Source organism: Gemmata sp., from assembly GCF_051859125.1.
In the GTDB taxonomy this organism is placed as follows: Bacteria; Planctomycetota; Planctomycetia; order Gemmatales; family Gemmataceae; genus Gemmata.
The window spans coordinates 64,901-87,655 of the sequence record NZ_JBHYGG010000302.1 but is presented as its reverse complement, the minus strand read 5'-3'; the positions used below and the strand labels follow the sequence as shown (position 1 = coordinate 87,655).

Annotated in this window: 18 protein-coding genes and 1 other RNA gene; 14 read left to right on the top strand and 5 right to left on the bottom strand. The window is 70.4% G+C overall.

The features are described 5' to 3' along the window. Positions 1–435 precede the first annotated feature (435 nt). From ACTIGN_RS32565 to ACTIGN_RS32555, 3 genes are all read right to left on the bottom strand, one after another. Positions 436–945 carry a hypothetical protein gene (locus ACTIGN_RS32565; protein WP_439631842.1) on the bottom strand — a complete coding sequence of 170 codons (510 nt, stop codon included), beginning with the start codon at positions 943–945 and terminating at the stop codon, positions 436–438. A gap of 212 nt (positions 946–1,157) precedes the next feature. Next, the gene (locus ACTIGN_RS32560; protein ID WP_439631840.1) at positions 1,158–2,117 is read right to left on the bottom strand and encodes a TIGR02996 domain-containing protein; all 960 of its coding nucleotides are present in this window, start codon (positions 2,115–2,117) and stop codon (positions 1,158–1,160) included. Positions 2,118–2,243: 126 nt separating this feature from the next. Next, on the bottom strand, positions 2,244–2,705 hold the full coding sequence (locus ACTIGN_RS32555; RefSeq protein WP_439631838.1) for a hypothetical protein: 462 nt from the start codon (positions 2,703–2,705) through the stop codon (positions 2,244–2,246). 554 nt (positions 2,706–3,259) lie between these two features. On the opposite strand from ACTIGN_RS32555, the gene ACTIGN_RS32550 reads away from it, so the two are divergent. The 8 genes from ACTIGN_RS32550 (at position 3,260) to ACTIGN_RS32515 (ending at position 13,980) form a co-directional block, all read left to right on the top strand. Continuing rightward, positions 3,260–4,570, top strand: a complete 1,311-nt coding sequence (locus ACTIGN_RS32550; RefSeq protein ID WP_439631836.1) for a sulfatase family protein — start codon at positions 3,260–3,262, stop codon at positions 4,568–4,570. Between the two features lie 258 nt (positions 4,571–4,828). Further along, positions 4,829–7,174 (top strand): hypothetical protein, encoded by a 2,346-nt coding sequence (locus tag ACTIGN_RS32545; RefSeq protein WP_439631834.1) that lies wholly within the window; start codon positions 4,829–4,831, stop codon positions 7,172–7,174. Positions 7,175–7,199: 25 nt separating this feature from the next. Beyond that, positions 7,200–8,150: a hypothetical protein gene (locus ACTIGN_RS32540; RefSeq protein WP_439631832.1), complete on the top strand. Its 951-nt coding sequence runs from the start codon at positions 7,200–7,202 to the stop codon at positions 8,148–8,150. Positions 8,151–8,211: 61 nt separating this feature from the next. Beyond that, positions 8,212–8,614: a transfer-messenger RNA gene (ssrA, locus tag ACTIGN_RS32535) on the top strand. 442 nt (positions 8,615–9,056) lie between these two features. Continuing rightward, positions 9,057–10,118 carry a DUF1559 family PulG-like putative transporter gene (locus ACTIGN_RS32530; protein WP_439631830.1) on the top strand — a complete coding sequence of 354 codons (1,062 nt, stop codon included), beginning with the start codon at positions 9,057–9,059 and terminating at the stop codon, positions 10,116–10,118. Continuing rightward, a complete protein-coding gene (locus tag ACTIGN_RS32525) occupies positions 10,118–10,480 on the top strand; it encodes a hypothetical protein (RefSeq protein ID WP_439631829.1) in 363 nt (120 codons plus the stop codon). Before ACTIGN_RS32530 ends, ACTIGN_RS32525 begins: the two co-directional genes overlap by 1 nt. Positions 10,481–10,704: 224 nt before the next feature. Beyond that, positions 10,705–12,846, top strand: a complete 2,142-nt coding sequence (locus ACTIGN_RS32520) for a hypothetical protein (RefSeq protein WP_439631827.1) — start codon at positions 10,705–10,707, stop codon at positions 12,844–12,846. A gap of 129 nt (positions 12,847–12,975) precedes the next feature. Then, positions 12,976–13,980 carry an AAA family ATPase gene (locus ACTIGN_RS32515; protein WP_439631825.1) on the top strand — a complete coding sequence of 335 codons (1,005 nt, stop codon included), beginning with the start codon at positions 12,976–12,978 and terminating at the stop codon, positions 13,978–13,980. 272 nt (positions 13,981–14,252) lie between these two features. On the opposite strand, the gene ACTIGN_RS32510 is transcribed toward ACTIGN_RS32515, so the two are convergent. Then, positions 14,253–15,284 carry a TIGR02996 domain-containing protein gene (locus ACTIGN_RS32510; protein ID WP_439631823.1) on the bottom strand — a complete coding sequence of 344 codons (1,032 nt, stop codon included), beginning with the start codon at positions 15,282–15,284 and terminating at the stop codon, positions 14,253–14,255. A gap of 262 nt (positions 15,285–15,546) precedes the next feature. After that, a complete protein-coding gene (locus ACTIGN_RS32505; protein WP_439631821.1) occupies positions 15,547–15,723 on the bottom strand; it encodes a hypothetical protein in 177 nt (58 codons plus the stop codon). Between the two features lie 123 nt (positions 15,724–15,846). Here ACTIGN_RS32505 and ACTIGN_RS32500 point away from each other — a divergent pair, with 123 nt between their 5' ends. The 6 genes from ACTIGN_RS32500 (at position 15,847) to ACTIGN_RS32475 (ending at position 22,619) form a co-directional block, all read left to right on the top strand. Continuing rightward, positions 15,847–17,253, top strand: coding sequence for an undecaprenyl-phosphate glucose phosphotransferase (locus ACTIGN_RS32500; protein ID WP_439631819.1), 1,407 nt, complete (start codon positions 15,847–15,849; stop codon positions 17,251–17,253). Positions 17,254–17,455: 202 nt separating this feature from the next. Continuing rightward, positions 17,456–19,120 carry a DUF1559 family PulG-like putative transporter gene (locus tag ACTIGN_RS32495; RefSeq protein ID WP_439631817.1) on the top strand — a complete coding sequence of 555 codons (1,665 nt, stop codon included), beginning with the start codon at positions 17,456–17,458 and terminating at the stop codon, positions 19,118–19,120. Between the two features lie 201 nt (positions 19,121–19,321). Further along, positions 19,322–19,630, top strand: a complete 309-nt coding sequence (locus ACTIGN_RS32490; RefSeq protein WP_439631815.1) for a hypothetical protein — start codon at positions 19,322–19,324, stop codon at positions 19,628–19,630. Between the two features lie 8 nt (positions 19,631–19,638). Further along, the gene (gene sucD, locus ACTIGN_RS32485; RefSeq protein ID WP_439631813.1) at positions 19,639–20,553 is read left to right on the top strand and encodes a succinate--CoA ligase subunit alpha; all 915 of its coding nucleotides are present in this window, start codon (positions 19,639–19,641) and stop codon (positions 20,551–20,553) included. Between the two features lie 183 nt (positions 20,554–20,736). Then, entirely contained in the window at positions 20,737–21,759 is a 1,023-nt protein-coding gene (locus tag ACTIGN_RS32480; protein WP_439631811.1) for a tetratricopeptide repeat protein, read from the top strand. Positions 21,760–21,791: 32 nt separating this feature from the next. Next, positions 21,792–22,619 (top strand): hypothetical protein, encoded by an 828-nt coding sequence (locus tag ACTIGN_RS32475; RefSeq protein ID WP_439631809.1) that lies wholly within the window; start codon positions 21,792–21,794, stop codon positions 22,617–22,619. The last annotated feature ends 136 nt before the right edge of the window (positions 22,620–22,755 follow it).

The following is a 22,755-nucleotide window of genomic DNA, read 5'->3' as shown; positions in this document are numbered from 1 at the left end:
CGCCCCGTTCCTACGGGGAGAGGTCGCCGCGAGTCTTCGAGCGGCGGGTGAGGGGTGCTACCTGAACCACACCCCAGACTCGCAGTCCATTCCGTCACCGCTTCTTAAAGTTCCTGGGGCAGCTGCGCCTGCCGCGATGCCCGGAACACGCTGGCCGGGCGGGCGACGAGGGACGGTACGGTGAACGCGGGACGCTCTGCCGGAGCTGCCGGGCCGCTTTCGCAGTTAACCCAGGGCGGGTTTGCACCGCCGACCTCCCCGCGCGCACCGCACCGTCACGCATCGCCCATCTCTGCGCCCTCCGTCGCCGAAAGAATCCCGCAAGCCGTGTGCGTCACGATGAGGGGTGATCGCCCTTCACGTTTTCGAGGCTTGCGCTGACGACACCATTTTGGCCCTCGACCTCGGGCGGCGTCTGGAGCAACCGCAACCACATCAGGCGTCAAACACCGGTCGAGTCTTCCGGGACCGATCCCATCGGACGACCACTGACCGCCAACCATCCTTGCGCTCGAGTTGGTGCCAGAACGCTGATCCGTCGGCTCCGTCGGTGAACTCCCCAGCGAACGCCGGCAACACCCAGTAGGTGACCCGTCGGAGGACAGCCGACTCGTGTTCGAACCGCTTGGCGATCACCGGCGGAACGACCACGACGGCCCCAAACTCCCAGGGTGGCGGGAACTCGGCGGCGACAACGCGGATCGTGCGGGCGCGGGGGCCGGGTAGACCCACGTCCGCCGCCGTATCGAGCAAGAACGCGGCCAACCGCTCGTCGAAGCTGTCGCGGGCGGTCAACTCGATCATCCGCCCGCCAACATCCTTGACCACCGCCTCGAACGTGTGAGCGGGCGTCACCTGTCGGAACCGGAACACCTCTTGCCCGCCCACGATGTCCACCGCCACGTCAGGCCGAACCTCCCGAAGTGTCGATGCGAGGTCGGCCACCCGCGCGCCCTCCGCCGAAAGAATCCCTGCAAGCCGTGTGCGTTACGATGAGGGGTGGTCGCCCTCACGTATTTGAGGCTTGCGATGACAACGGACACCATTTTGGCCCTCGACCTCGGGCGGGACAAGAGCGTCGCGTGCGTCTACCAGCGATCTTCAAGCGGTGTACGAGTGCGAGTGGGTCGGGCTTCGACAGGCGTCAGGACGGGCGCTCAGCCCGGCCCGGGAGCTTCGTTGTTACTCAAGTCGGTTGGCCATGAGAGCGGTTCGGCGTGCTTCAAGTCTGCGATCAGCGACTCCAACGCAGCGGTGTATCCCGCCTCCGCGTCTGCGGCCACCAACTCGCCGGCCTCGAACCGCAACCGGCCCGCCTCCAGGCCCGCCGCAAGCCGCTCAAGCAATGCCCACCACCCCTCGGCGACCACGCACATCGAGTTGAGGTGATCGAGAAAGATCACCTGCCCTGGCACTCCGCCGGGGGCCGGGTCGAGGTCGATGCCCAGGTTGCACCCACCACCATCCCAGGTCACGGGCACCCACCGGGGGTTGGACCGCTCCGCCTTGACCGGACCCTCCAGAGGCAAGAACGAACTACGGGGTTCGACGGGTTGGCCGCCCCGCCACTCTTGCCACATTTGCCATTCGCGGACCATCTCATCCAGCGAGTGGAGCGCAACACCCATAAATCCGTAATATTCGGTTGGGATGATCCCAGCACCATGGTCCACCCCGCCGCTGCCGTCGTGGACCGCGTAGGACTCACGTACGTCTGCCGGGAGTTCGACCCCCAGCCGCCGTTCCGCCGCGGCGATGGCCTCGGGCGACGCGCCGGCCGGCAGGGCCGCGAGCAGGTCTGGCGCGGTCGCCCGTAACACCGCCTCGATCCGCGTCCAGGCGCTCCGGGCGGCCGCCGCCAGCCAGTGCGACGGCGGATACCGGCGGGCGGCCTGGCACCACTCTGGGGGCAGCCCCGCTGCGGCTTGCCGGAGTCCGGCAAACCCCCTGTGCCACCGCAGGTTCCCGAGCGGGAGTGCGGCGAGTTCGTGTTCGGCACGGAGGAACGCGGCCTCGGCACGACCCGACTCGGCCAGCCAGTCGGCGTACACGAGCCGGGTCGTGTTGTCGTCCGGCGCGGCACGGATCGCCGCCAGGAACGCGGCCTCGTCGCTCATCGCACCTCCGGTCGCCGAATTTGTGATTCCACAGATCCGCGTTTGTGGTCTGCCGAACACGGTTGGACGCCCGCCAGGGTAATCCGCAATGTGCGTCGTGACAAGGGGATTCGCCGCCTGGGCGACTCACGGCCCGGTCCGCGCCGTGCTGGGCTGCGGTTGACCGTCCACCCGAACCTCGACCCGCTCTGGGCCGGGTCGATCGACCGCCACGGCGAACCAGTACGGCCGGTGGTCGCGGACAGTGCCGACCCGGCGCGTCTGGATGTCGCACACCAGCGTCTCTCCGCGGGTGCGGGTGCTGAACCCGAAAGTGGACCCCGAGCTGGCGTCGTGCCGCACCAGAACAACGACCTGACGATCGAAGTTCGGGCGGCTGGCCTCCAACCGCACTACCAAACTGTCCGGGTCGTTTGTGCCCGGCTCCGGCCGGCCGCGCACCTGATCAAGAAAGTCGTCGAACTCGCCGTCGTTGCGGACCACGGCTGGCGGAACGTCCGGGCCGCTGGCAGCGGTCGCGAGCACGCCCGCGTGATGGCCCATTGCCGCGCACCCCGCCGAGAGGGGGATCAGGAAGCCGACCAGCACAACACGCATTCGGAATACCCCGGCGGTGGGCGGTTCCGCCACACCATACACCGAACAGAGCACGCGACAAGCTGGATCGGATTGTGGCCACCGATCCGTCGGCTCGGGGCTTCCAACTCCTCACCAGTCCAGTCGCGGCTTACGCCGGGTGGAGTTGAGGTCCGAGTTTCTGTCAGACGCGAACGATTCGCGCGGAGAGTTGGGCTCATTTGCGAGGCTCTCCGCATCGTTCGCGAAGAGTTCGCCTCGTTTGCGAAGAGTTGGAAGCCTTTGCGAGGAGTTCGCATCGTTTGCGGAGACCCCTCCCCCCGCCTTCCGCAACCGATTTCGGCCGTCACCTCAACCGCCGCGTCGCGATCGAGACGCCCCGGGGCGCACGGGCGCTTCGGCGGTTCGCTGACCCCGCCGTCCCAGGAGAGCCGCACGTCCGGGCGGGACGGGACGAGTCCCACAGTCCCTGCGCCGTGATTCCGGTTCCGTGTTTCGTTGCGCGGGTGCGCCGCGTACACTATCCCCGCGTCGCCCCACTTCGCTCCGCCACGCGAGACACTGCCATGTTCCGCTCCCTCTCCGCACTCGCGGTCGCACTGGCGCTCGCCGCGCCGGCCGCGGCCGCGCCGCCCAACGTCGTCCTCATCGTCGGCGACGACCAGGCCTGGACCGACTACGGGTTCATGGGCCACGAGCACATCAAGACCCCGCACCTCGACAAGCTCGCGTCGGAAGGGCTCCTCTTCAAGCGCGGGTACGTCCCGACCAGCCTGTGCCGGGCCAGCCTCGCCACGATGGTCACCGGCCTGTTCCCGCACCAGCACAAGATCACGTCGAACGACCCGCCGCTCCCGAAGGGGCTGCCCCCGGGCCAGGCCGCGAAGAACCCGGGCTACCTCAAGCAGCGGGAGGAGATGGTGGCGCTGTTCGAGAAGTCGCCGAACCTCGCGCGGCTGCTGGAGAAGGAGGGGTACGCCAGCTTCCAGGCCGGGAAGTGGTGGGAGGGGAACAGTTGCCGGTGCGGCGGGTTCACCGAGGGGATGACGCACGGCGACCCGGCGAAGGGCGGCCGCCACGGCGACGAGGGGCTGAGGATCGGCCGCGAGGGGGTCCGGCCCGTGCTCGACTTCCTCGACAAGGCCAAGAAGGACGCCAGGCCGTTCTTCGTGTGGTACGCCCCGATGATGCCGCACACGCCCCACAACCCGCCCGAGCGGCTGCTCAACAAGTACAAGGACAAGACCAAGTCGGTCCACGTCGCGAAGTACTGGGCCATGTGCGAGTGGTTCGACGAGACGGTCGGCGAGCTGCTGGCCGGGCTGGAGAAGACCGGGCAGGCCGAGAACACCATCGTGATCTACCTGCACGACAACGGCTGGGTGCAGGAGCCCGACTCGCCGAACTACGCCCCGCGGTCGAAGCGGTCGCAGTACGACGGCGGGCTCCGGACCCCGATCATCGTGAAGTGGCCCGGCAAGGTGAAGCCGGGCACCAGCGACCGGCTCGCGAGTTCGATCGACGTCGCGCCGACGGTGCTCGCGGCGGTCAGGGCGAAGCCGACCCAGGACATGCCGGGGGTGGACCTGCTCGACGCGAAGCGGGTCGCGGGCCGGGCGGCGGTGTTCGGGGCGACGTTCGAGCACAACGCCGTCGACATCGCGGACCCGGCGGCGAACCTCCAGCACCGGTGGGTCGTCGAGGGGAACTGGAAGCTGATCGTGCCGCACGCGCCGAACGTGAAGGGCGGCCGCACCGAGTTGTACGACGTGCTGGCCGACCCGGACGAGCGCACCGACCTCGCGGCGAAGCACCCGGAGAAGGTGGCGGAGCTGGCGAAGGCGCTCGACGCCTGGTGGAGCCCCGGGAAGAAGTGACGGCCGGCGGTTGGGCGGGGCGACCCGGGGATTGGAACTGGGTGAGACGCACCCCCGCGCTGGCGCTCCGGGTGCGCCCGGAAAGCCAGCCGCTGGGCGAACCCGGAGCGCCAGCGAGGGGGTACACCTGAACAACCCCGTGTGACACACGGAATCACCCTGAAGCGCCGCGTGGCCCCGCCGGCGGTTGGGCTTGACGGGCGCTCGCGGGTCGCGGTCTACTCTCGGCGGGTAACTGCGCACCACGGGACTCCGCACATGGCCACGGACACGGCCGACCGCCCGGCGGCAACCAAGTACCGACCCGACCCCACGCGGCACGTCTGGCAGGTGCCGGCGTTCCTGCTCGGGGTCGCGGTCTTCGTGGGCGCGTGGCAGGGGTGGCTCCCCCTCGGCACGCCGGACCCGACCGCGGACTACACCCGCGAGCTCGCCGCGCTCCGGACCGCCTACGAGAAGGTGAACCCGGACCGCGACGACCTCCGGGACCTGCTCACCCGGGTCGCGGCCCGGTGCGACGCGTTCCCCGAGTACGCGACCGCCGCGCACTTCGCGCTCGGCAGCGGGTACGCCCGGCTCGCGGAGCTGACCCCCGCCGCCGACGAGGCCCGCACCCACTGGACCCTCGCCCGGCAGCACTTCGACCTGATCACCGCGGAACAGTTGCGGGACCCGGCCGACGGCCCGCGGCTCGCGTTCCGGTCCGCGAAGGCCCGCGCCGGGGTCGGGCTCCCGGCCGCCGCGAGCCCCGCCGACGTCCGGCTCCTCATGAGCCTGCTCGCCGGCTCGCCCGCGAACGAGGACCCGGGCGACGCGCAGCGGCTGCTCGCGGACCTCGCCCTGCGGCTGGCCCCGCCCGACCTCAACGCCGCGAAGGACGCCCTCACCCGGTACCTCACCTCGGCGGGGATCGCCACGCCGCCCGCGTCCCTGGCCCGCGCCCGGCTCCAACTGGCCGACGTCCACGTCCGCCGCAGAGAGCCGGACCTCGCGAGGAAGTGGCTCGAGCAGATCGGCCCGGACGCGCCGCCCGAGGTCGTCGCCCCGGCCAAGGCGCTGCTGGCCCGGGTCCGCATGGCCGACGAGGACTGGCTCGGCGCGGCCCGGGACTGGGAGGCCGTCCGGTCCGCCCCCGGGGCGTCGCAGGAGGCCCGCGCGACCACCGCGTACTACCTCGGCCTGTGCCGGCTGAACACCAAGGATCTCGCGGCGGCCACGAAGCTGTTCGAGGAGTCGGCGAAGGGGACCAACGACGAGGCCCGGTCCGCGTCGATCCGCCTGGCCGAGCTGCTGCTGAAGGGGACCGACGCGGCCGGGCGCGCGGCCGTGCCCGACCTGCTCGCGGCCGCCCTCAAGGGGGTCGCGGCCCGCAAGGACTACACGAACACCCTGATCCCGCTCAACGACCTGCTCCCGGTGTTCGAACTCGGGGTCACGGTGCTGACCGTCGACGGGGCGTACGAGGCCGCGGCGCGGGTCGTGGAGAGCTACGCGGTGGTGGCCCCGAGCCGGGCCCGCGAGAAGAAGGCCGAGACGCTCGCCGCGTGGGCCACCGCCCTCCAGCGGGACGGCAAGGACTTCAAGCCGACGGCGCTGGCCGCGGCCGCCGAGTACGAGGCGCTGGCCGGGTCGCAGCCGGCCCCGACCGCGAAGGTCGACACGCTCCGCCGGGCCGCGGGGATGTACAAGGCCGCCGGCGACCCGGCCCGCACCGTGGCGGTGCTGGAGGCCGCGGTGCAGCTCCCGTCGCTGCCCGACCCGACCGTCAGCGGCGTGCTGGCCGAACTGGCCGAGGCGCTCGTCGCCGGGAAGCGGCCCGGCGACGCGATCAAGGCGCTCAACGAGGCGATGGCCCGGACCACCCCGATCTCGACCGCCGTGCGGTACCGCCTGGGCCGCCAGTTCCTCGACAGCCACAAGCCGGAACTCGCCGACCTCGGCCGCAACCTGCTGGAGCAGGTCGCCAAGCAGGAGACGGTGACCCCGGCGGAGCGCGAGTACCACGAGCTGGCGCTGGTCGGCCTGGGGTACGAGGTGATGCGGACCAACAACTACGCCGAGGCCGAGGTGTGGCTCCGCAAGCAGGTGACCGAGTATCCCGGCGGCCCGGAGGCGCCGCTGGGCCGGCTGTTCCTGGGCATCTGCCTGATCCAGCGGGCCGGCGTGTCCGGGGCCAGCGCCCCCGACGCGGCCAGCGTGACCCGCATGCGGGACGAGGCGATCAAGCTGTTCAAGCAGGTGGTCGCCGACGCCGACGCGAAGCAGAAGAAGGACGGCAAGCTGAGCGAGCGCGACACCTGGGTCCGGCTCCAGGCCGGGCTCCGGGTGCTCCAGACGTACCAGCAGATGCACAACCCGAAGGACCTGCTCGCGGAGGCCCCGGCGCTCCTGGAGCGGCACCGCGGCACCGTCGACGAACTCATCATCCTGAGCCTCGTGTACCACGCGTTCAAGCAGAAGAACGAGCCCGGCCTGTCGCTCCAGACCCGGGACCAGATGAAGGAACTGTTCGACCGCCTGCCGGCCCGCGCGTTCCCGGCGACCAAGGGCGAGTACAGCCGCGAGTACTGGGAGAAGGTGTGGTTCCCGGCCGACCCGAAGTGACGCCGCCCGCGGGCGAGGAGGGGCCGTGGCGCAGAACGTGTTCGACCAGGCGAGCCGGTTCGCGGCCAAGCTCGACCCGCCGGGCTTCCTGGCCTGGCTGCTGGGCACGCCGGCCGAGGGGATCGCGTTCCGCGGCTGGCTCGACACCCGGAGCGTCCCCTTCCCGGCCGACGACGACCGCACCGGCGACACGGTCGCGAGCCTGGAGGACCCGGCCACCCACGGCACCCCGTGGGCCGTCGCCGTCGAGTTCCAGACCGAACCGGACCCGCTCATGTTCGGGCGGCTCCTCGGGTACCTCTCGGCGCTGTGGCTCGCGGCCAAGCCCGACGCGGAGCGGGGGAGCCGGTTCCACGTCGGGGCCGCAGTTGTTAACCTGACAGGTGCGGGGACCGCGTCCCGGCACATGGAGTGGCCCGCGACCGGACTCGCCACGCGCCTCGCGGTGGTGGAGCGCAACCCGGAGCGGGAGCCGGCCGAGCCCCTCCTGGACGAGATCGAGGCCGGGCGGCGGTCGCGGTGCCTGCTGCCGTGGGTGCCTCTCATGGCCGGTGCGGACGCGGCCGGGGTCGCCGACCGCTGGAAGCGCCTCGCCGGGGCCGAGCCCGACCGCCGGCGGCGCTCGGAGTACGCCGGGCTCGCGCTCGTGTTCGCGGAGGCGGCGGCCCGGGCGGACTTCTGGGCCGAGCAGTTGAAGGAGTGGAACATGACCGAGTCGAAGGTGGTCAACGCCTGGATCGCACAGGGCGAGGCCAAGGGCCGGGCGACGGGCCTTGTTGAGGGCGAGGCCAAGGGCCGGGTCGAGGGCCGGGCCGAGATGCTACTCGACCTCCTCGCCGATAAATTCGGTGCGGTGCCCCCGGACCTCGAAGCCCGGGTCCGCGCGACCACGGCCGAGGACCGGCTCCGGGCGTGGGCCGGGGCGGCGGCTCGGGCCGGGTCGCTCGCCGAGTTCCGCCAGCAGGCCGGGCTCTGATCGGTCCGAATCCGCGGACCGGCATTTTTTCGCGGCCGCGGCGGCGTATACTTCACCTACCGGGGGCGATCTGGCATCGACCGGGCTTCGGAAGTGTTTGGTTGCGTGTCGTGGTTGATCGATAGGCCACGTAAAAAGTCGATCAAATAGTAACTGCTGAACCGCAGTTCTCCCTCGCGGCTTGACCGCGAGCCGTTCCGGCAGCTTCGCCCAAGAGGGGCCGGTTCGGACACAATTTGGGCTCGTGGGAACCTGAGCGTCGGGGACACCACCCGACCCGCCTCGGCGGCCGTTCCTGCTAAAAAACTCTGGCCGATAGTTGTCCCGGGATCCTGCTTGTCGGAGTCCGGACCAACGAACGCGGCGTGACCGCAAGGTGCGCGCCGAGAATTGACAGGCTACACACGTAGACGCCGGCACGGATGTGCCACGGGACCGGGGTTCGATTCCCCGCGCCTCCACTCACGAGGGGTTACAGTGAAAACTGTAACCCCTCGTCATTTCTGCACTCGTGACTCTCACACCTCTCGGATTGCCTCCCTCTACGGGTTGGCGCGCCGTACCGCACCGTCCGAGCGCCGGGCACGGGCCGGCCGCGGGGTACTCCCGAAGGGCCGCCGGGACCGTCGCGCCCCGCGATGCAGGGGTGTCACCCCGCCTCCGGGCCAACAGGTCACCGCACCGCGGTCACCGACGCGGCCGACTTTTCTCTTCCCCGGGTGGCTCCCAAATCGATCGAATCAATGCGGTCCGACGTGGTAGGCCCACCCCGATCAGACTGCTCAGAATCGTTACCTTTTTTCCGCAGAACATTAACCTCGGCGGCAACAATCATGTGTTGTCATTCGGCACCCCGGGACAGGTCGTCGGGGTGCGGCGCGATCGGTTCCCACGGAGATCATTTCCATGTCTCGGTCCGGCCCCAAACAGTTCGGGTTCACGTTGATTGAGCTCCTCGTTGTCATCGCGATCATCGCGGTCCTGATCGGCCTCTTGCTCCCAGCCGTGCAGAAGGTCCGCGAGGCCGCCGCCCGGCTCAAGTGCCAGAACAACCTCAAGCAACTGGCCCTCGGCCTCCACAACCACCACGACGCGCAACTGAAGTTCCCCCCCGGGGCGAGCACCCTGGACGAGGCCCCGCAGATCCCACTGTCAACCACAGGATCGACCCCGGGAGACAAGACCAATGGCTTTGTCAATGCGAACGACCGCATATCGGGGGCACCGTGGACGGTCCGGGTTCTCCCGTACATTGAGCAGGGAACGATCTACGATCAGTTCGACCAAACCGCGGCCTTCATGTCTTTCGGGGGCAACTACACCGTCGGGACACGGAACATGAACGCCGCCCGGCAGCGGAACGTCCGGTTCGAGTGCCCGACTGACCCGAACTCGAACGAGGCGAACTTCAACAGCAACTACTTCGGCGTGCAGGGCGGTTGCACCAACCCCAACAACGTGTGGAATCTCAACTCCGAGGGGTGCGTGACAGGGGCCTCCTTCTTCGGTGGGCTCCTCAGCATCAACGGTGCCCTGCCCGTCAACGGCCGCGTGTCCCTTGACGCGATCTCGGACGGGACGACGAACACGATCCTGATCGCCGAGACAAAGTACATGCAGATCAAGTCGGCGACGCAGGCGCAGTTCTGGTACTCCTGGGCGTCGGGGATCAACATCGCCTTCGACACCGCCTCTGGTGGCTCGGCGGACGGCAAAAAGTACCGGTACAAGGTCAGCCTCGTAGCCCTGGTCGATCAGCCCAACATTCTGGTGTTCAACGCGGCCGCCGCCAACAGCAAGGCCGGCGGCGACTACATGAGCCGCTACACCGGCAGCTACCACTCGGGCGGGATCAACGTCGCCAACTGCGACGGGTCGGTCCGGTTCATCTCGGACTCGGTGTCGCCGGCCGCGTTCCGCTCCGCGGGCAAGATCGCGGACGGCGGGCCGGTGGGGGGGATCAACTGATGAACCGCTACTTCACGCTCGCGATCGCGATCGGCCTCGTCGCCTTGGCCGGGTGCGGCAAGAAGGAAGGCCACCTCTCCGGGACGGTCACGTTCAAAGGCAAGCCGGTCGAGAGCGGCGAGATCATTTTGTCCCCCGACGGAAGCCGGGGGAACAGCGGCCCCGGGGTCATGGTCCCGATCGAGCGCGGGACCTTCCGCACCCCGACCCAGCGCGGGCATTGGGGAGGCCCGTACCTGGCGCGGGTCACGTGCTACAAGGGTCAGGACACCCTCATCGGCGGCTACGAGATGCAGATCGACCTGCCCGAGGGCGACACTACGTACGACCTTGTGATCCCCGACGAGGCGGCCGCCAAGTAGCCGCCCGCTTCCGCCCGCGAGCCGGACCGCCGACCCGCGGGCGGGGCGAGTGGATTCGTTACCGATTTTCCCGCATCAGATAACCGGGCGGTTTACGATTTGGGTCGTGCCCCCGCGGGTTACCGGTGCGAGACGCCTCGCGCGTCCCACCGCCCCGACGGGTCGAACGCACCGGTTCGCCGTGGCCCACTTCGGGGCCGGCCCGCCCCTTCAGGAGAATCTCCATGTCGCTCCGTCGCGTCGTTCTGGTCGCCGGCCTGCTGCTGGCGATGGCCCACTCGGCCACGCTGTCCCTTGCCCAGGAGGGGGCGAAGGCGCCCCCGCCGGGGGGCCGGGGCGGCACGCCCAGCGCGGCCGCGGATCTGGCGGCGAAGCTGACCCCGGCCGGCGAGGCGCTCCGCGCCCGCTACGCCGAGGCGCTCAAGGCGCTTCAGGTCGAGGTCGCCGCGGCCCTTCCGGCCGTCGACGCGCAGAAGCTGGCGGTACTGGAGAGCGCCCGCGCCGCGGCGAAGACCGCGACGGACGAGCGGGCCAGGGCCCAGGCGAACCTGGGCAAGGTCCGCGAGGCCCAGGCCCTGGTAGAGCACGCCAAGGGCAAGTGGATCGGCGGGGCCGAGAAGGGGATCGCCCAGGCCCAGGCGGCCCAGAAGAAGGCGGCCACGGACGCCGAGCGCGCGGCGGCCGCGGCGGACCTCGCCAAGTGGCAGGCGAACAAGGAGGACGGCCTCAAGGCGCTCAAGGAGCGCCAGGCCGCACTGGACAAGGTCAAGGCCGATGAGGCGAAGCTGCGGGAGGTGAGCCAGGTCGCCGAGGCCGCGCTCGCGAAGGCGCAGGCCGACGAGATCGCGGCGGCGAAGGTCATCCTGGGCGACGCCAAGTCGGTCCTCGCGGACGACAAGCTGGAGCCGAAGCTCGTCAAGGCGGCGCTCCTCGCCGAGGCGACCCCGCTGGGCCTGGCCCAGTTCGCCCAGCACGGCTCGGAGCAGCAGGCCCTGGTCGACAGGCTGCTGGCCGACCCCGAACTGATGAAGGAGATGCTGGCGGCGGGCGGGGCCGCGGGCGGCCGGTACGGCCACGCCGCGCAGATCCTCGCTGACATCCAGAAGGCGAGCCCGCGGGCCGGCAAGGGGTTCCTGTACCGCGTGGCGGTGGCCACGGGCCTGGCGCACGCGGTGCCGATCGCGCAGCGGAACGCCGAGGCCGAGACCGACGCGCTGGCCGCCGTGGACCCGGTGAAGCGGTACCTGCACTACGAGAAGGCGTACCTGAGCGGCGAACTCGACGCCGCGTTCCCGAAGCTGACGACCTGGGAGTACCGGTTCGTCGTCGACAGCTACGCCCCCGACGAGGTGCTCGCCTGGGGCCGCGAGATGCTGCGGAACTACCGCCCGGACCACGTCACCAACCCCGACTACGGGTGGCGGTACTCGGGGGCGGTCCGGACCGACGTGGCGTACCGGCACTCGAACGAGTACACGGACAGCGCCGACCTCGGGTTCTTCCAGAACGTGTGCAAGAACGGCGGGATCTGCGGCCGCCGGGCGTTCTTCGGGCGGTACATCGTGCAGGCGTTCGGGCTCCCGGCCCGGCCGTTCACCCAGCCCAAGCACGCGGCCATCGTGCGGTGGACCCCGGCCGGCTGGGTGGTGAACCTGGGCGCGGGCTGGCCGAGCGGCTGGTTCCGCGAGCAGACCGGGCCGGAGTTCCTGCTGGACACGCAGGCCCGGCGGCTCCCCCGGGAGTACCAGCGGGTGCTGCGGGCCGAGTGGGTGAGCACCGTCCTCGGGGAGCAGAAGGCGGCCACCAAGAAGGACGGCACCGTCGGGGTGTGGAAGCAACTGGCCGATCTCGAGAAGAAGATGATCGTCGCGGCGGCGAACCCGAAGGAACTGGCCGCCCTCGGGACCGACCTGGCCGAGGCGAACGAGTCCGACGACAAGAAGGCGGCCGCCGTCGAGAGGGCGACCGTCACCGACGCCGACAAGAAGATCGCGACGGGTGCGAACGGCGAGATCACGGTCCCGGCCGCGGCGTGCGGCGGGGGCAACCACCTCGTCAAGAGCCACACGGGCGGGCTGCAGATGATCTGGGGCGGCAAGCCCGTGAACTGCGTCGTCGAGGTCCCGCAGGCCGGCACGTACCGGCTCGCGGCGCGGGTGGTCACGGTCCACGGCGACCAGACCCTGGCGCTGACCCTCAACGGCGGCAAGAAGCCCGTTGACGTTCCCGTCCCGTTCACGGTCGGGGCGTGGCAGAAGACCGAGCCGGTCGAGGTCACGCTGGTCCAGGGGAAGAACACGCTGACGTTCGCGAAGCCGGCCCAGGTGTTCGCGCTGAAGGACTTCACCCTCACCCCGGTGAAGTAGTTCGGCCCGGCGACCGTTGACGCGCGTTTCGGCCACCCGGGAACGGGTGGCCGTCTCGTTGACCGGGTCCGCTGCGGACCGGGCGGAGCGAACTGGCGGGCGACCGCCCCCGGCCCGTATCATCTCACCATGAACCCCACCGCCCCGCTGCCCGAGCGCGCCGCCGAGTTCCGCACGCGGTTCGCCGCGCTCGAGGCCGAGATCGGCAAGGTCATCGTCGGCCAGCGCGACACCGTCCGCGGCGTCCTCACCGGCCTGTTCGTCGGCGGCCACGTCCTCCTCGAAGGCGTCCCCGGCCTCGGCAAGACGCTGCTGGTTCGCACGCTCGCCGACGCGCTGGCGCTGTCGTTCAACCGCATCCAGTTCACCCCGGACCTCATGCCCTCGGACGTGACGGGCACGAACATCATCACCGAGAGCGCCGACGGCAAGCGCGACTTCCGGTTCCAGACCGGCCCGCTGTTCGCGCAGATCGTGCTCGCCGACGAGATCAACCGGGCCACGCCGAAGACGCAGTCGGCGCTGCTCGAAGCGATGCAGGAGCACAGCGTCACCGTCGCCGGGGTGGTGCGGATCCTCGACGAGCCGTTCTTCGTGCTGGCGACGCAGAACCCGATCGAGCAGGAGGGCACGTACCCGCTGCCCGAGGCGCAGCTCGACCGGTTCCTGTTCAAGTTGCAGGTGCCGTTCACCACCCGCGAGGAACTGATGGCGGTGCTGGACCGCACGACGCGCGGCGACGCGGGCCGGGCTTCAAAAGTAATGGACGGCGCCGAGGTCGCGACGTGGCGGCGGCTGATCCGCGACGAGGTGATCGTGCCGACGCCGGTGAAGGACTACGCGGTCCGCCTGCTGCTCGGCACGCACCCCGGCAGCCCGTTCGCGGTGCCCGAGGTGAACCGGTTCGTGCGGGCCGGCGGCAGCCCCCGCGGCGCACAGGCGCTGCTGCTCGCCGCAAAGGTCCGGGCGGTCCTCGACGGCCGGTTCAACGCCTCGTTCGACGACGTGAAGCAGGCCGTGAAGCCGTCGCTGCGGCACCGCGTGCTGCTGAACTTCGAGGCCCAGGCCGAGAACATGGCCAGCGACGCCGTCCTCGACGCGGTCCTCACCGGGGTGAAGGAACGGGAGGGGTAACGACCCGGGCGATTCTCTGGGCTTCACCCCCTCACCCGCCGCTCGAAGACTCGCGGCGACCTCTCCCCCGAGACCGGGGGCGAGGTGGGGCTCACCGGTTCTCTCCCACGATCACCCTTCCGCCGAGCGACGGGGAGCGCCGCAGGCAACACCTCTCCCCCGGTCCGGGGGGAGAGGTCGCGACGAGGCTCTGCGAGTCGCGGGTGAGGGGGCGCGACGCGAACCCCTCCCCCACCGCGTCTTCCCGTTCCGTCGCCGCGTTGAACCCGGGCTCACCACCGCACCGACAGGTTCTCGCCGAAGCGCTCTCGCAACTGCTCCGTCACGCCCTCGGACAGTTGCGGGCCGGCGGTTTTGTTGTTCCACAGTTCCAGCACCTTGAGCCTCGCGAACGCCGGGTTGTCGAGCAGCGCCCGCGCGTCGTCGTCGGTCACGGTGCTGCTGCTGATCCGCAGCGATTCGAGGTTCGTGAGGCGGCGGCACCGGCACAGCGCGCTGGTGTCGCCGCCGCTCGGCGCCCAGAGCACCCGCACCCGCGACAGCACCGGCTCGTTGTAGAACGCGGGCTGGTCGAACCCCGCCGGTAAGCGGTCGAGCAGGTCGAGCGACTCCAGCCTCGGGAACCGGGCGCTCTCCAGCACCCGCAGCACCCCGCGGTGCGTGTACGCGACGCGCGGCGAGCCGGCCCGCAGGCCGACCGTGCGGAGGTTCGGGAACGCCGCCGACTTCGCGAGGGCGGCCAGCCCGGCGTTCGTGCAGCGGAGGTCGGTGACGAGCACCCGCGACAATCTCGCCCCGCACGGCGACCGGGCGAGTTCCCGGAGGCCGGCGTCGTCGAGCTTCCCGCCCAGCCAACACAACTCCGCGAACCACTCCAGCGCCGCCGAACCGGCGACCGCCCCCGGCCGCGCCGTGCGGCCGGTGAGCAGCAGGGTGTGCGCCCCGACGAGGGGGAGCCGCTCGGCGAGCGCCCGCTGGTGGTCCTTCTTGAGGAACGCCCCCGCGGTGCAGTACCAGTGTTCGAGCAGCCCGCGGTTGAACTCGTGCATGCTGTTCAGCGGCGCGAGCGGCCCGAGCCACGCCCTGACGTGCTTCGTGTGCAGCGCCTTCGCCCGCTTGTGGGCCGGAGTCTTCTTGGCCCACTTCGGGAGCCGGCCCAGTTCGCACTGGAGGCGGATGAACGCGGCGCGGGCGCGGTCGTGCGCGTCGCCGTGCTCGTCGAGCCAGTCGGCGAGCGCGAGCCGCGGCGTGTCCTCGGCCGGGTCGGCGAGGATGGCCGCCATCAGTGCGCGCCGGTCGTCCATCGGGTGAGCGCTCCGTTCGGTCGCAGACGCGGGACCAGACGCCTTCGGCGACAGAGGACAGAGGACAGAGGACAGGAAAGCAAAGAGCGGGCACGGGCACGGGCACGCACGCGGGCACGGATCGAACCTCAGGCGCACCGACGGTGCGGCGTCTTCCCGTTCTTCCTCCGTGCCCCAGCCCGTGCCCGTGCCCGACTGTCTTCCCCGGCTTCCTGCCCTCTGCCCTCTGCCCTCTGCCCTCTGTCCTCTGCCGCCGAAGGCGTCACTCCTTTGCGGCCTTCTCGGCCTCGTTCTTCACGTACTCCTTGAACGCGGCCATGTTGTACGAGACGAACATGAAGGCGTGGTGCAGCGCCTGGTACGTCTCGTCCCCGGGGTCGTCGGCGTAGTCCTTGCGGAGCGCGTACAGGCGGGCGAGCAACTGGTCGGCGGTCATCATCTCACGGTTCCCCTCGGATTCACGTTTCGCGGCCCGAATGCCGATAGTTTACCCGGCTTGACAGGCTCTGGCCCGGGGTGCTACGTTCCCGCGCACACGGCGCAACCACAGGTTAGCCCACCCATGATCCGCCGCACCAGTCAAACGCTCACGATCTGGTTCGTCGCCTGGGACGTCGCGCTCACCGCGGTCGCGTGGCTCGCGTCGTACTGGGTCCGGTTCGGGTCCGGCCTGTTCGCCCCGGACCCGGACGCCCCGCAGCCGCCGTTCGAGCGGTACGTTGGGAACCTCCCGCTCGTCGCCATCCTCGCGGCCGTCACCTACCGCTTCGCCGGCATGTACGAGATCCACCGGCTCCGGCGGTTCCGCGAGGAGCTGGTCGCGGTCGGCAAGGGCGTCGGGCTCATGGCCCTGGTGGTGATGGCGACCAGCTTCGCCCGCCAGAACCACTACGAGTCGCGGCTCGCGATGGCCGCGTTCGTCGGGACCGCGCTCGTCAGCGTCGTGTTCACCCGCCGCATGTCGTGGAAGGCCGTGCGGCTGCTGCGCGCCAACGGCGTGAACCAGAGCCGCGCGCTCGTCGTCGGGTCGGGCCGGCTCGCCCGCCGCACCGTCCGCACGCTCCGGGCCGTGTCGTGGTCCGGGATCAAGCCGGTCGGGTACGTCGAGGACGACGCGCACCGGGCCGCCGCCACCGACCTGCCGGTCCTGGGCGACATCGGCGACCTCCGCGAACTCGTCGCGAAGTACAACATCCACCACGTGTTCGTCGCGCTGCCGCTCAACCGCTACGGGCTCGCCCGGCGGGTGTTCGCCGAGCTGTCGCAGGTGGTCGTGGACGTGCAACTCGTCGCCGACGTGCCGCAGATCGCCGGCATGGCGTTCCACACCACGCACCTCCACGGGATGACCGTCGTGGGCCTCCGCGAGAGCCCGCACCACGGGCTGAACGTCGTCGTGAAGCGGTTCATGGACATGCTGCTCGCGACCGTCGCGCTCGCCGTGCTCGCGCCGGTGATGGGGCTGATCGCCGCCCTCATCAAGATCACGAGCCCCGGGCCGGTGTTCTACCGGCAGGAGCGGTGCGGGCTCAACGGCGAGCCGTTCAACATGCTGAAGTTCCGCACCATGCGGGCCGACGCGGAGAAGAACGGCCCGCAGATGACGGCCGTGAACGACCCCCGCAAGACGTGGCTCGGCGCGGTCCTCCGGGCGACCAACCTGGACGAACTCCCGCAACTGTTCAACGTGCTCCGCGGCGACATGAGCCTGGTCGGCCCGCGGCCCGAGCGGCCGGTGTTCGTGAACCAGTTCTCGAAGACGATCCCGGGGTACATGGCCCGGCACGCGGTGAAGGCCGGGATGACCGGGTGGGCGCAGGTGAACGGGTGGCGGGGCAACTCGTCGCTCCGCCGCCGGGTCCAGTTCGACCTGTACTACATCACCCACTGGAACCCGGTGTTCGACCTGCGGATCATGTTCCTCACAGTCTGGCGGATGCTGTTCCAGAAGCAGAAGCACGCGTACTGAGCGCAGGCGAGCGGCGTGGGCGTGAGCCTCGATTGGCGAACCCTGAGCGCCAGCGAGGGGGTGAGCGTCACCCCCTCGCTGGCGCTCAGGGTTCGCCCGGCACCTACTCACGCCCCGCGCCTTGCCCACCCCCGGCGCGCCCGGGTATCATCCCCGTGCGTGCGTTTCGGTCCGCCACGTCTCGCGCTCGGGTCCACTCACCATGCTCCGACTCACGATGACCGCCGCGGCGCTGGTCGCCGTCGCGCACTCCGCGGTCGCACAGCCGACTGGCTCCCTCCCGCCGAACCCAGCCCAGAGCCGGCTGACAGACCCCGGCCTGAAGCACGTCCCGACGGACTCCTTCATGTTCGTGTCGGTCAAGATCTCCAAGCTGTGGGACAGCCCCGCGGCGAAACCGTTCCGCGACTGGGTCGCCACGCAGCAGAAGGACGGTGTCCTCGATTCGATGGTCGGCCTCCCATTGTCGGACATCGACCGCGTCACGTTCGTCGTCTCGGCGCTGGACTCGGGGAACGACGAGGACGAGCCGTTCGCCATCGTCACGACCCGCGAGAAGTACTCCGACGCGGCCGTGCTCAGGGCGCTTGCCGGCGGGTTGGGCGACGGGAAGCCGCTCAAGCTCACCGGCCGCGCGGCCCAATTGCCATACGGGCATGGGCTGTTCCACACGGTGATCTTGGCGAACGACCGGACGCTCGTGTTCACGAAAGTGAGCCTCGATGAGAAGCAAGCGGCGGCGCTCGTCGCCCGGCTCGCGCCCCGCAAGGGCGTCGGACCGCTCTCCGACCCACTGGCCCAGGCGGCGGCCCACGACATCGCCGCCGGCGCGAACCTGAAAGCCTTGGAACCGCTCGCACCGAAGATCGCGAAGGATGAGGGGCTCGCCCCCTTCCTCGTACTGCTCAAGGCGAAGACGGTGACATTCACCGCGGACGTCGGCAAGACGGCGAACGGCAAACTCGTGATGACCTTCCCCGACGCGGCGACGGCGAAGCTGGCCTCCAAGGCTCTGGAAGACGGGATGAAGCTGGCCGCGGACGAGTTGGCCCGCCGCCGCATTGGGGACTGGGCGACGCCCGTCGAGAGGTTCGTCTTCGGACGGTTCGTGGATGTCCTCAAGAGCGCGAAGGTGGCGGTGGACGGGTCAAACCTCGTCGCGACTGGCGACGTGCCGTACGCCGACGAGTTCGCCAAACTCGTCGGCGAGTTGCCCAAGTCGCTCAAGGCCGACATCATCGACGGCACCGCGAAGAACAACGTCAAGCAACTCGCGCTCGCGATGCACAACTTCGAGAGTGCGAACGGCTACCTCCCCGGCGAAGTCGCGGGCGACAAGAATAAGCCCTTCGCTTGGGGCTGGCGCCTCCACGTCCTGCCGTACCTCGAACAAGGGCCGCTCTACAACAAACTCGACACGACGAAGCCCTGGGACGACCCGGTCAACTTGAAGGTGCTCGAAGAAATGCCGATGCCCAAGGTGTTCGAGCACCCCGGGCGGCCGGCACCGAAGGGGCACACGTACTTCCGCATCTTCTCCCTGCCGAAGGGCGCGAAGGGCACCGACCTGCCGCTGTTCGAGGAAGGGAAACGCGGGCCGAGGATCACCGACGTCACCGACGGGCTGTCGAACACGCTGATGATCGTGGAGGCGGGCGAGGCGGTGCCGTGGTACAAGCCGGACGTGCTCGCCTACGACGGCAAGCTCCCGCTCCCGCAACTCGGCGACAAGGACGCCGACCTGTTCCTCGCCGCGCTCGCCGATGGCAGCGTGCGCACGTTCAAGCCGAACAAGCTCGGCGAGAAGACGCTGCGGGCGCTCATCACCCGCGCCGGCGGCGAGGTGATCCCGGACATCGACCGGTGAATCGCGGATTGGTCCGGACTTTTGCCGCGTGGCGAATGGCGGGAGAAGTTCGCGACAAGTTTCAACCGGACCACATGTTAAGATCATTCAAACAATATTTACTCCGATCTTGTGTGGTTGATTCCCGAAATCTCGAATGGTTCGGGAAGGGGTGTGGATGCCTCGTCCCGAACCAATGAGAGCCCGCGACCCGGTGGCTTCATGAACCCCTCTTCCGATGACGCCCATGACGGCCTGCTCCGCGACCTTGGCCTGAAGCGGCTCAGGCCCGTGTGGGCGAAGTTCGAAATCTTCTTCGGCCTGGGCGCGGTCGGCGGGAGCGTGTTCGGGGGCCTGTACCTGGCCGCCAACGCGAACCCCTCCGGGTGGTTGTGGCCGTGCCTCACCGTAGTCTTCACGCTCGGCGGGTACCTGGCGCTCGCCGGTCACCGCAGTCACCTGTATCAATCGAGTAACCGGCTCGCGGCGCACCTCGCCGACCTGATCCGGAAGCCCCCTCACGCTGGCTGAGAACCGCCATGAGCATTCTGGTCGACTCGAACACCACGGTCATCTGCCAGGGGATCACCGGCAAGTCGGGCACGTTCCACACCGACCAGTGCCTGCTGTACGGGTCGAAGTTCGTGGGCGGCGCGACCCCGGGCCGGGGCGGCGTCACCTGGGAGGGGCCGCAGTCGAAGGCCAAGCTCCCGGTGTTCAACACGGTCGCCGAGGCGGTGCGGAAGACCGGCGCGACCGCGAGCATGGTGTTCGTGCCGCCGCCGATGGCCGCCGACGCGATCATGGAGGCCGCCGACGCCGGCATCACCCTCATCATCGCCATCACCGAGGGCATCCCGGTCCTCGACATGTCGCGGGCCAAGCGGTACCTGAAGACCAAGCCCGGGGTGCGGCTCATCGGGCCGAACTGCCCCGGCGTCATCACCCCCGGGCAGTGCAAGATCGGCATCATGCCGGGCTACATCCACAAGCCGTGCCAGCCGGGCGAGAAGGGGGTCGGGGTCATCAGCCGGTCCGGCACGCTCACCTACGAGGCCGTGTTCCAGCTCACCTCGCTGGGCCTCCCGCAGTCGACGTGCGTGGGGATCGGCGGCGACCCGGTCAACGGCACGAACCAGATCGACATGCTGGAGATGTTCCAGAACGACCCGGGCACGTCGGCGATCCTGATGATCGGCGAGATCGGCGGGAACGCCGAGGAGCTGGCGGCCGAGTACGCGGCCAAGCACGTCACGAAGCCGCTGGCAGCGTTCATCGCCGGGCAGACGGCCCCGCCGGGCCGCCGCATGGGCCACGCGGGCGCGATCATCTCGGGCGGCAGCGGCAGCGCGGCCGACAAGATCGCGGCGCTGAAGAAGGCCGGCATCGAGATCGCCCCGACCCCGGCCGACCTGGGCTCCGCGGTGCAGAAGGCGATCGCTGCCAAGAAGTGACCGCGGCGAAGACGGTCCGGCGAGCGGGGGGGTGAGCCCCCCGAGTTCTTCCCCTCACTGCTCCCTCGGGGCTCACGCCCCCGCTCGCCCGAACCGCCCGACCGCGAAACGGAACAGGTCGCTGGACTCCCCACCGTTCCTGGGGGATAATCGAGCCGTCACCCGGCCCCTGGGCGCGCCACAATGACCCTCGTCGGACAGCCCCCCCAATCGGACGCCCTCGAAGCGGCCCTGGAGCAACTCGCCCACGGCGACCTCGACGGGGCCGAGGCCACGGTGCGGCAGGCGGCGCGGGCGGCCAAGGCCGAGTTCGGGTCCGGGTCGCCGGAGCTGGCCCGCGGGTACGCCGACATGGCCCGGTTCCACTTCCGGGCCGGCCAGTTCGAGCGGGCCGCCCAGGAATTCCAGCACGCCGCCAAGGGGCCGATGCCGCCCGACCGCCCGGCCCGCGAGGACCGGCTCACGTTCCTGTTCGGGTTCGGCGCGGCGCTCGCCGCCGACGGCCAGCTCGCCGACGCCGAGACGATCCTCCGCCAGTGCCTCGCGTACGCCCGGAACCTCCACGGCGCGCAGTCGGCCCACGCCTTCGTCGCGCTGGTGCCGCTCGCCGACGTGCTGCTGCTCCAGGGCAAGACCGCCGACGCCGCACGGCTCGCGAACGAGGCGTACGACGGCCTGTGGCGGCTCGGCGACCCCATGTTCACCAGCGCCGTCGGCACCCGGGCCGAAGCGCTCAAGGCGCTCGGGCAGACCGAGAGCCCGTTCCCCGACTTGAACGACCTGCCCGACGAGATGGTGGCGGCCGCCGTTTCGACCACCCTGACCCGGGCGGGCCTCGGCGACCCGGCCCGGGTCCGCGCCGTGTTCGCCGACCTGCTCCGGTTCGTCGACGGCAAGTACGGCCACGACCACCCGCTGACCCGCGACGCGGTGGCGGCGGTGGCCCACCACGAGGCGGCCGTGGCCGGCGACGCCGACGACCGGGTCCACCGCACGGCGGTCCGCCGGGCCGTGTGGTCCTACGCCGTCGGCCGGCTCCCCGGCGGGCTGCTGGCGAACCTCGACGTGCGGGTCGAGGGCGACGGGACCATCCACCTGGCCCCGCACCTGACCCGCGACGCCTCACAGGACGAACTCGACCTGATCGAGCACACGCTCACCGACGCGGTGGACGACATGTTCGCCCGCCCCGCCGTCGTGGGCTGATCGACCCGCCCCTCCCTTAACCCCGCCGCACCATGCGACCCGCCGCACTCGCACTCCTGACCGCGGCCCTCGCGGTCGCCGCCCTGCCGGCGGCCGACACCGGCCGGCTCCGGCCCGACCCGGTCCCCCCGCCGGAGCTGCCGCGGTTCGCCCGGATCGCCGACGTGCGGGCGATCCTCGACGAGGTCGCGCTGCCGCCGCTCCCGTTCGAGCAGAACCCGGCCGCGGCCCCGAACTTCCCGTTCCCCGCCGAGCGGCTCAGGCACTACGGCCCCGACGGCACCCCCGACGACGCCCGCGCCGCGCCCGAAAAGTTCCCGCTCCGGGCCGGGGTGCTGCGGGCGCTCGGCACGCTGCGGAAGATCCCGGTGCTCGGCGCGCCCAAGAGCGCGCTGGCGATCACCCAGGTGCCGAGCCCCACCAGCGACAAGTTCAAGGTGCTGGTGCTGAAGACGCAGGACGTGGTGGCGGTGACCGTGGCCGAGTTGGAACTCGAGATCGACGCGCTCATCGAACTCAAGGGGCAGCGGGCGGCCGAGCCGCGGCGGTGGCAGGCCCACTACGACTACGCGCTGGCCCAGGTCCGCCGCCGGCTCGTGTTCGTCCACGAGTACAACAAGGCGCTGGGCGACACCCGCACCGAGACGATGCCGGACCTGCCCCCGGACTCCCCGGGCTGGACCCTGGTGCCGACCGAGAAGCTCCACTCGGGCCGGAGCGTCAAACAGGTGCTGGAGGCGGCGACCGACGGGTTCACGGCGCTCGCCGAGGACTGCAAGGGGACGCCGTGGGAGGGGCTCGCGACCCGGGCGCTGGCCGTGCCGCCGGGGCTCCGTTGGGAGCCGCTCCCGCCGAAGTGACGAATGCCTGGGTTCCTGGCGAGCGGGGGGGGGGGGGGGCCCCCCCCCCACCACCGGTCCACAGGGGGAGCACCGAACCCCACCGCCCCCAAACACACGCCAAAAAGCCCAGGGGCGCCCCCCCCCCGCACCACCC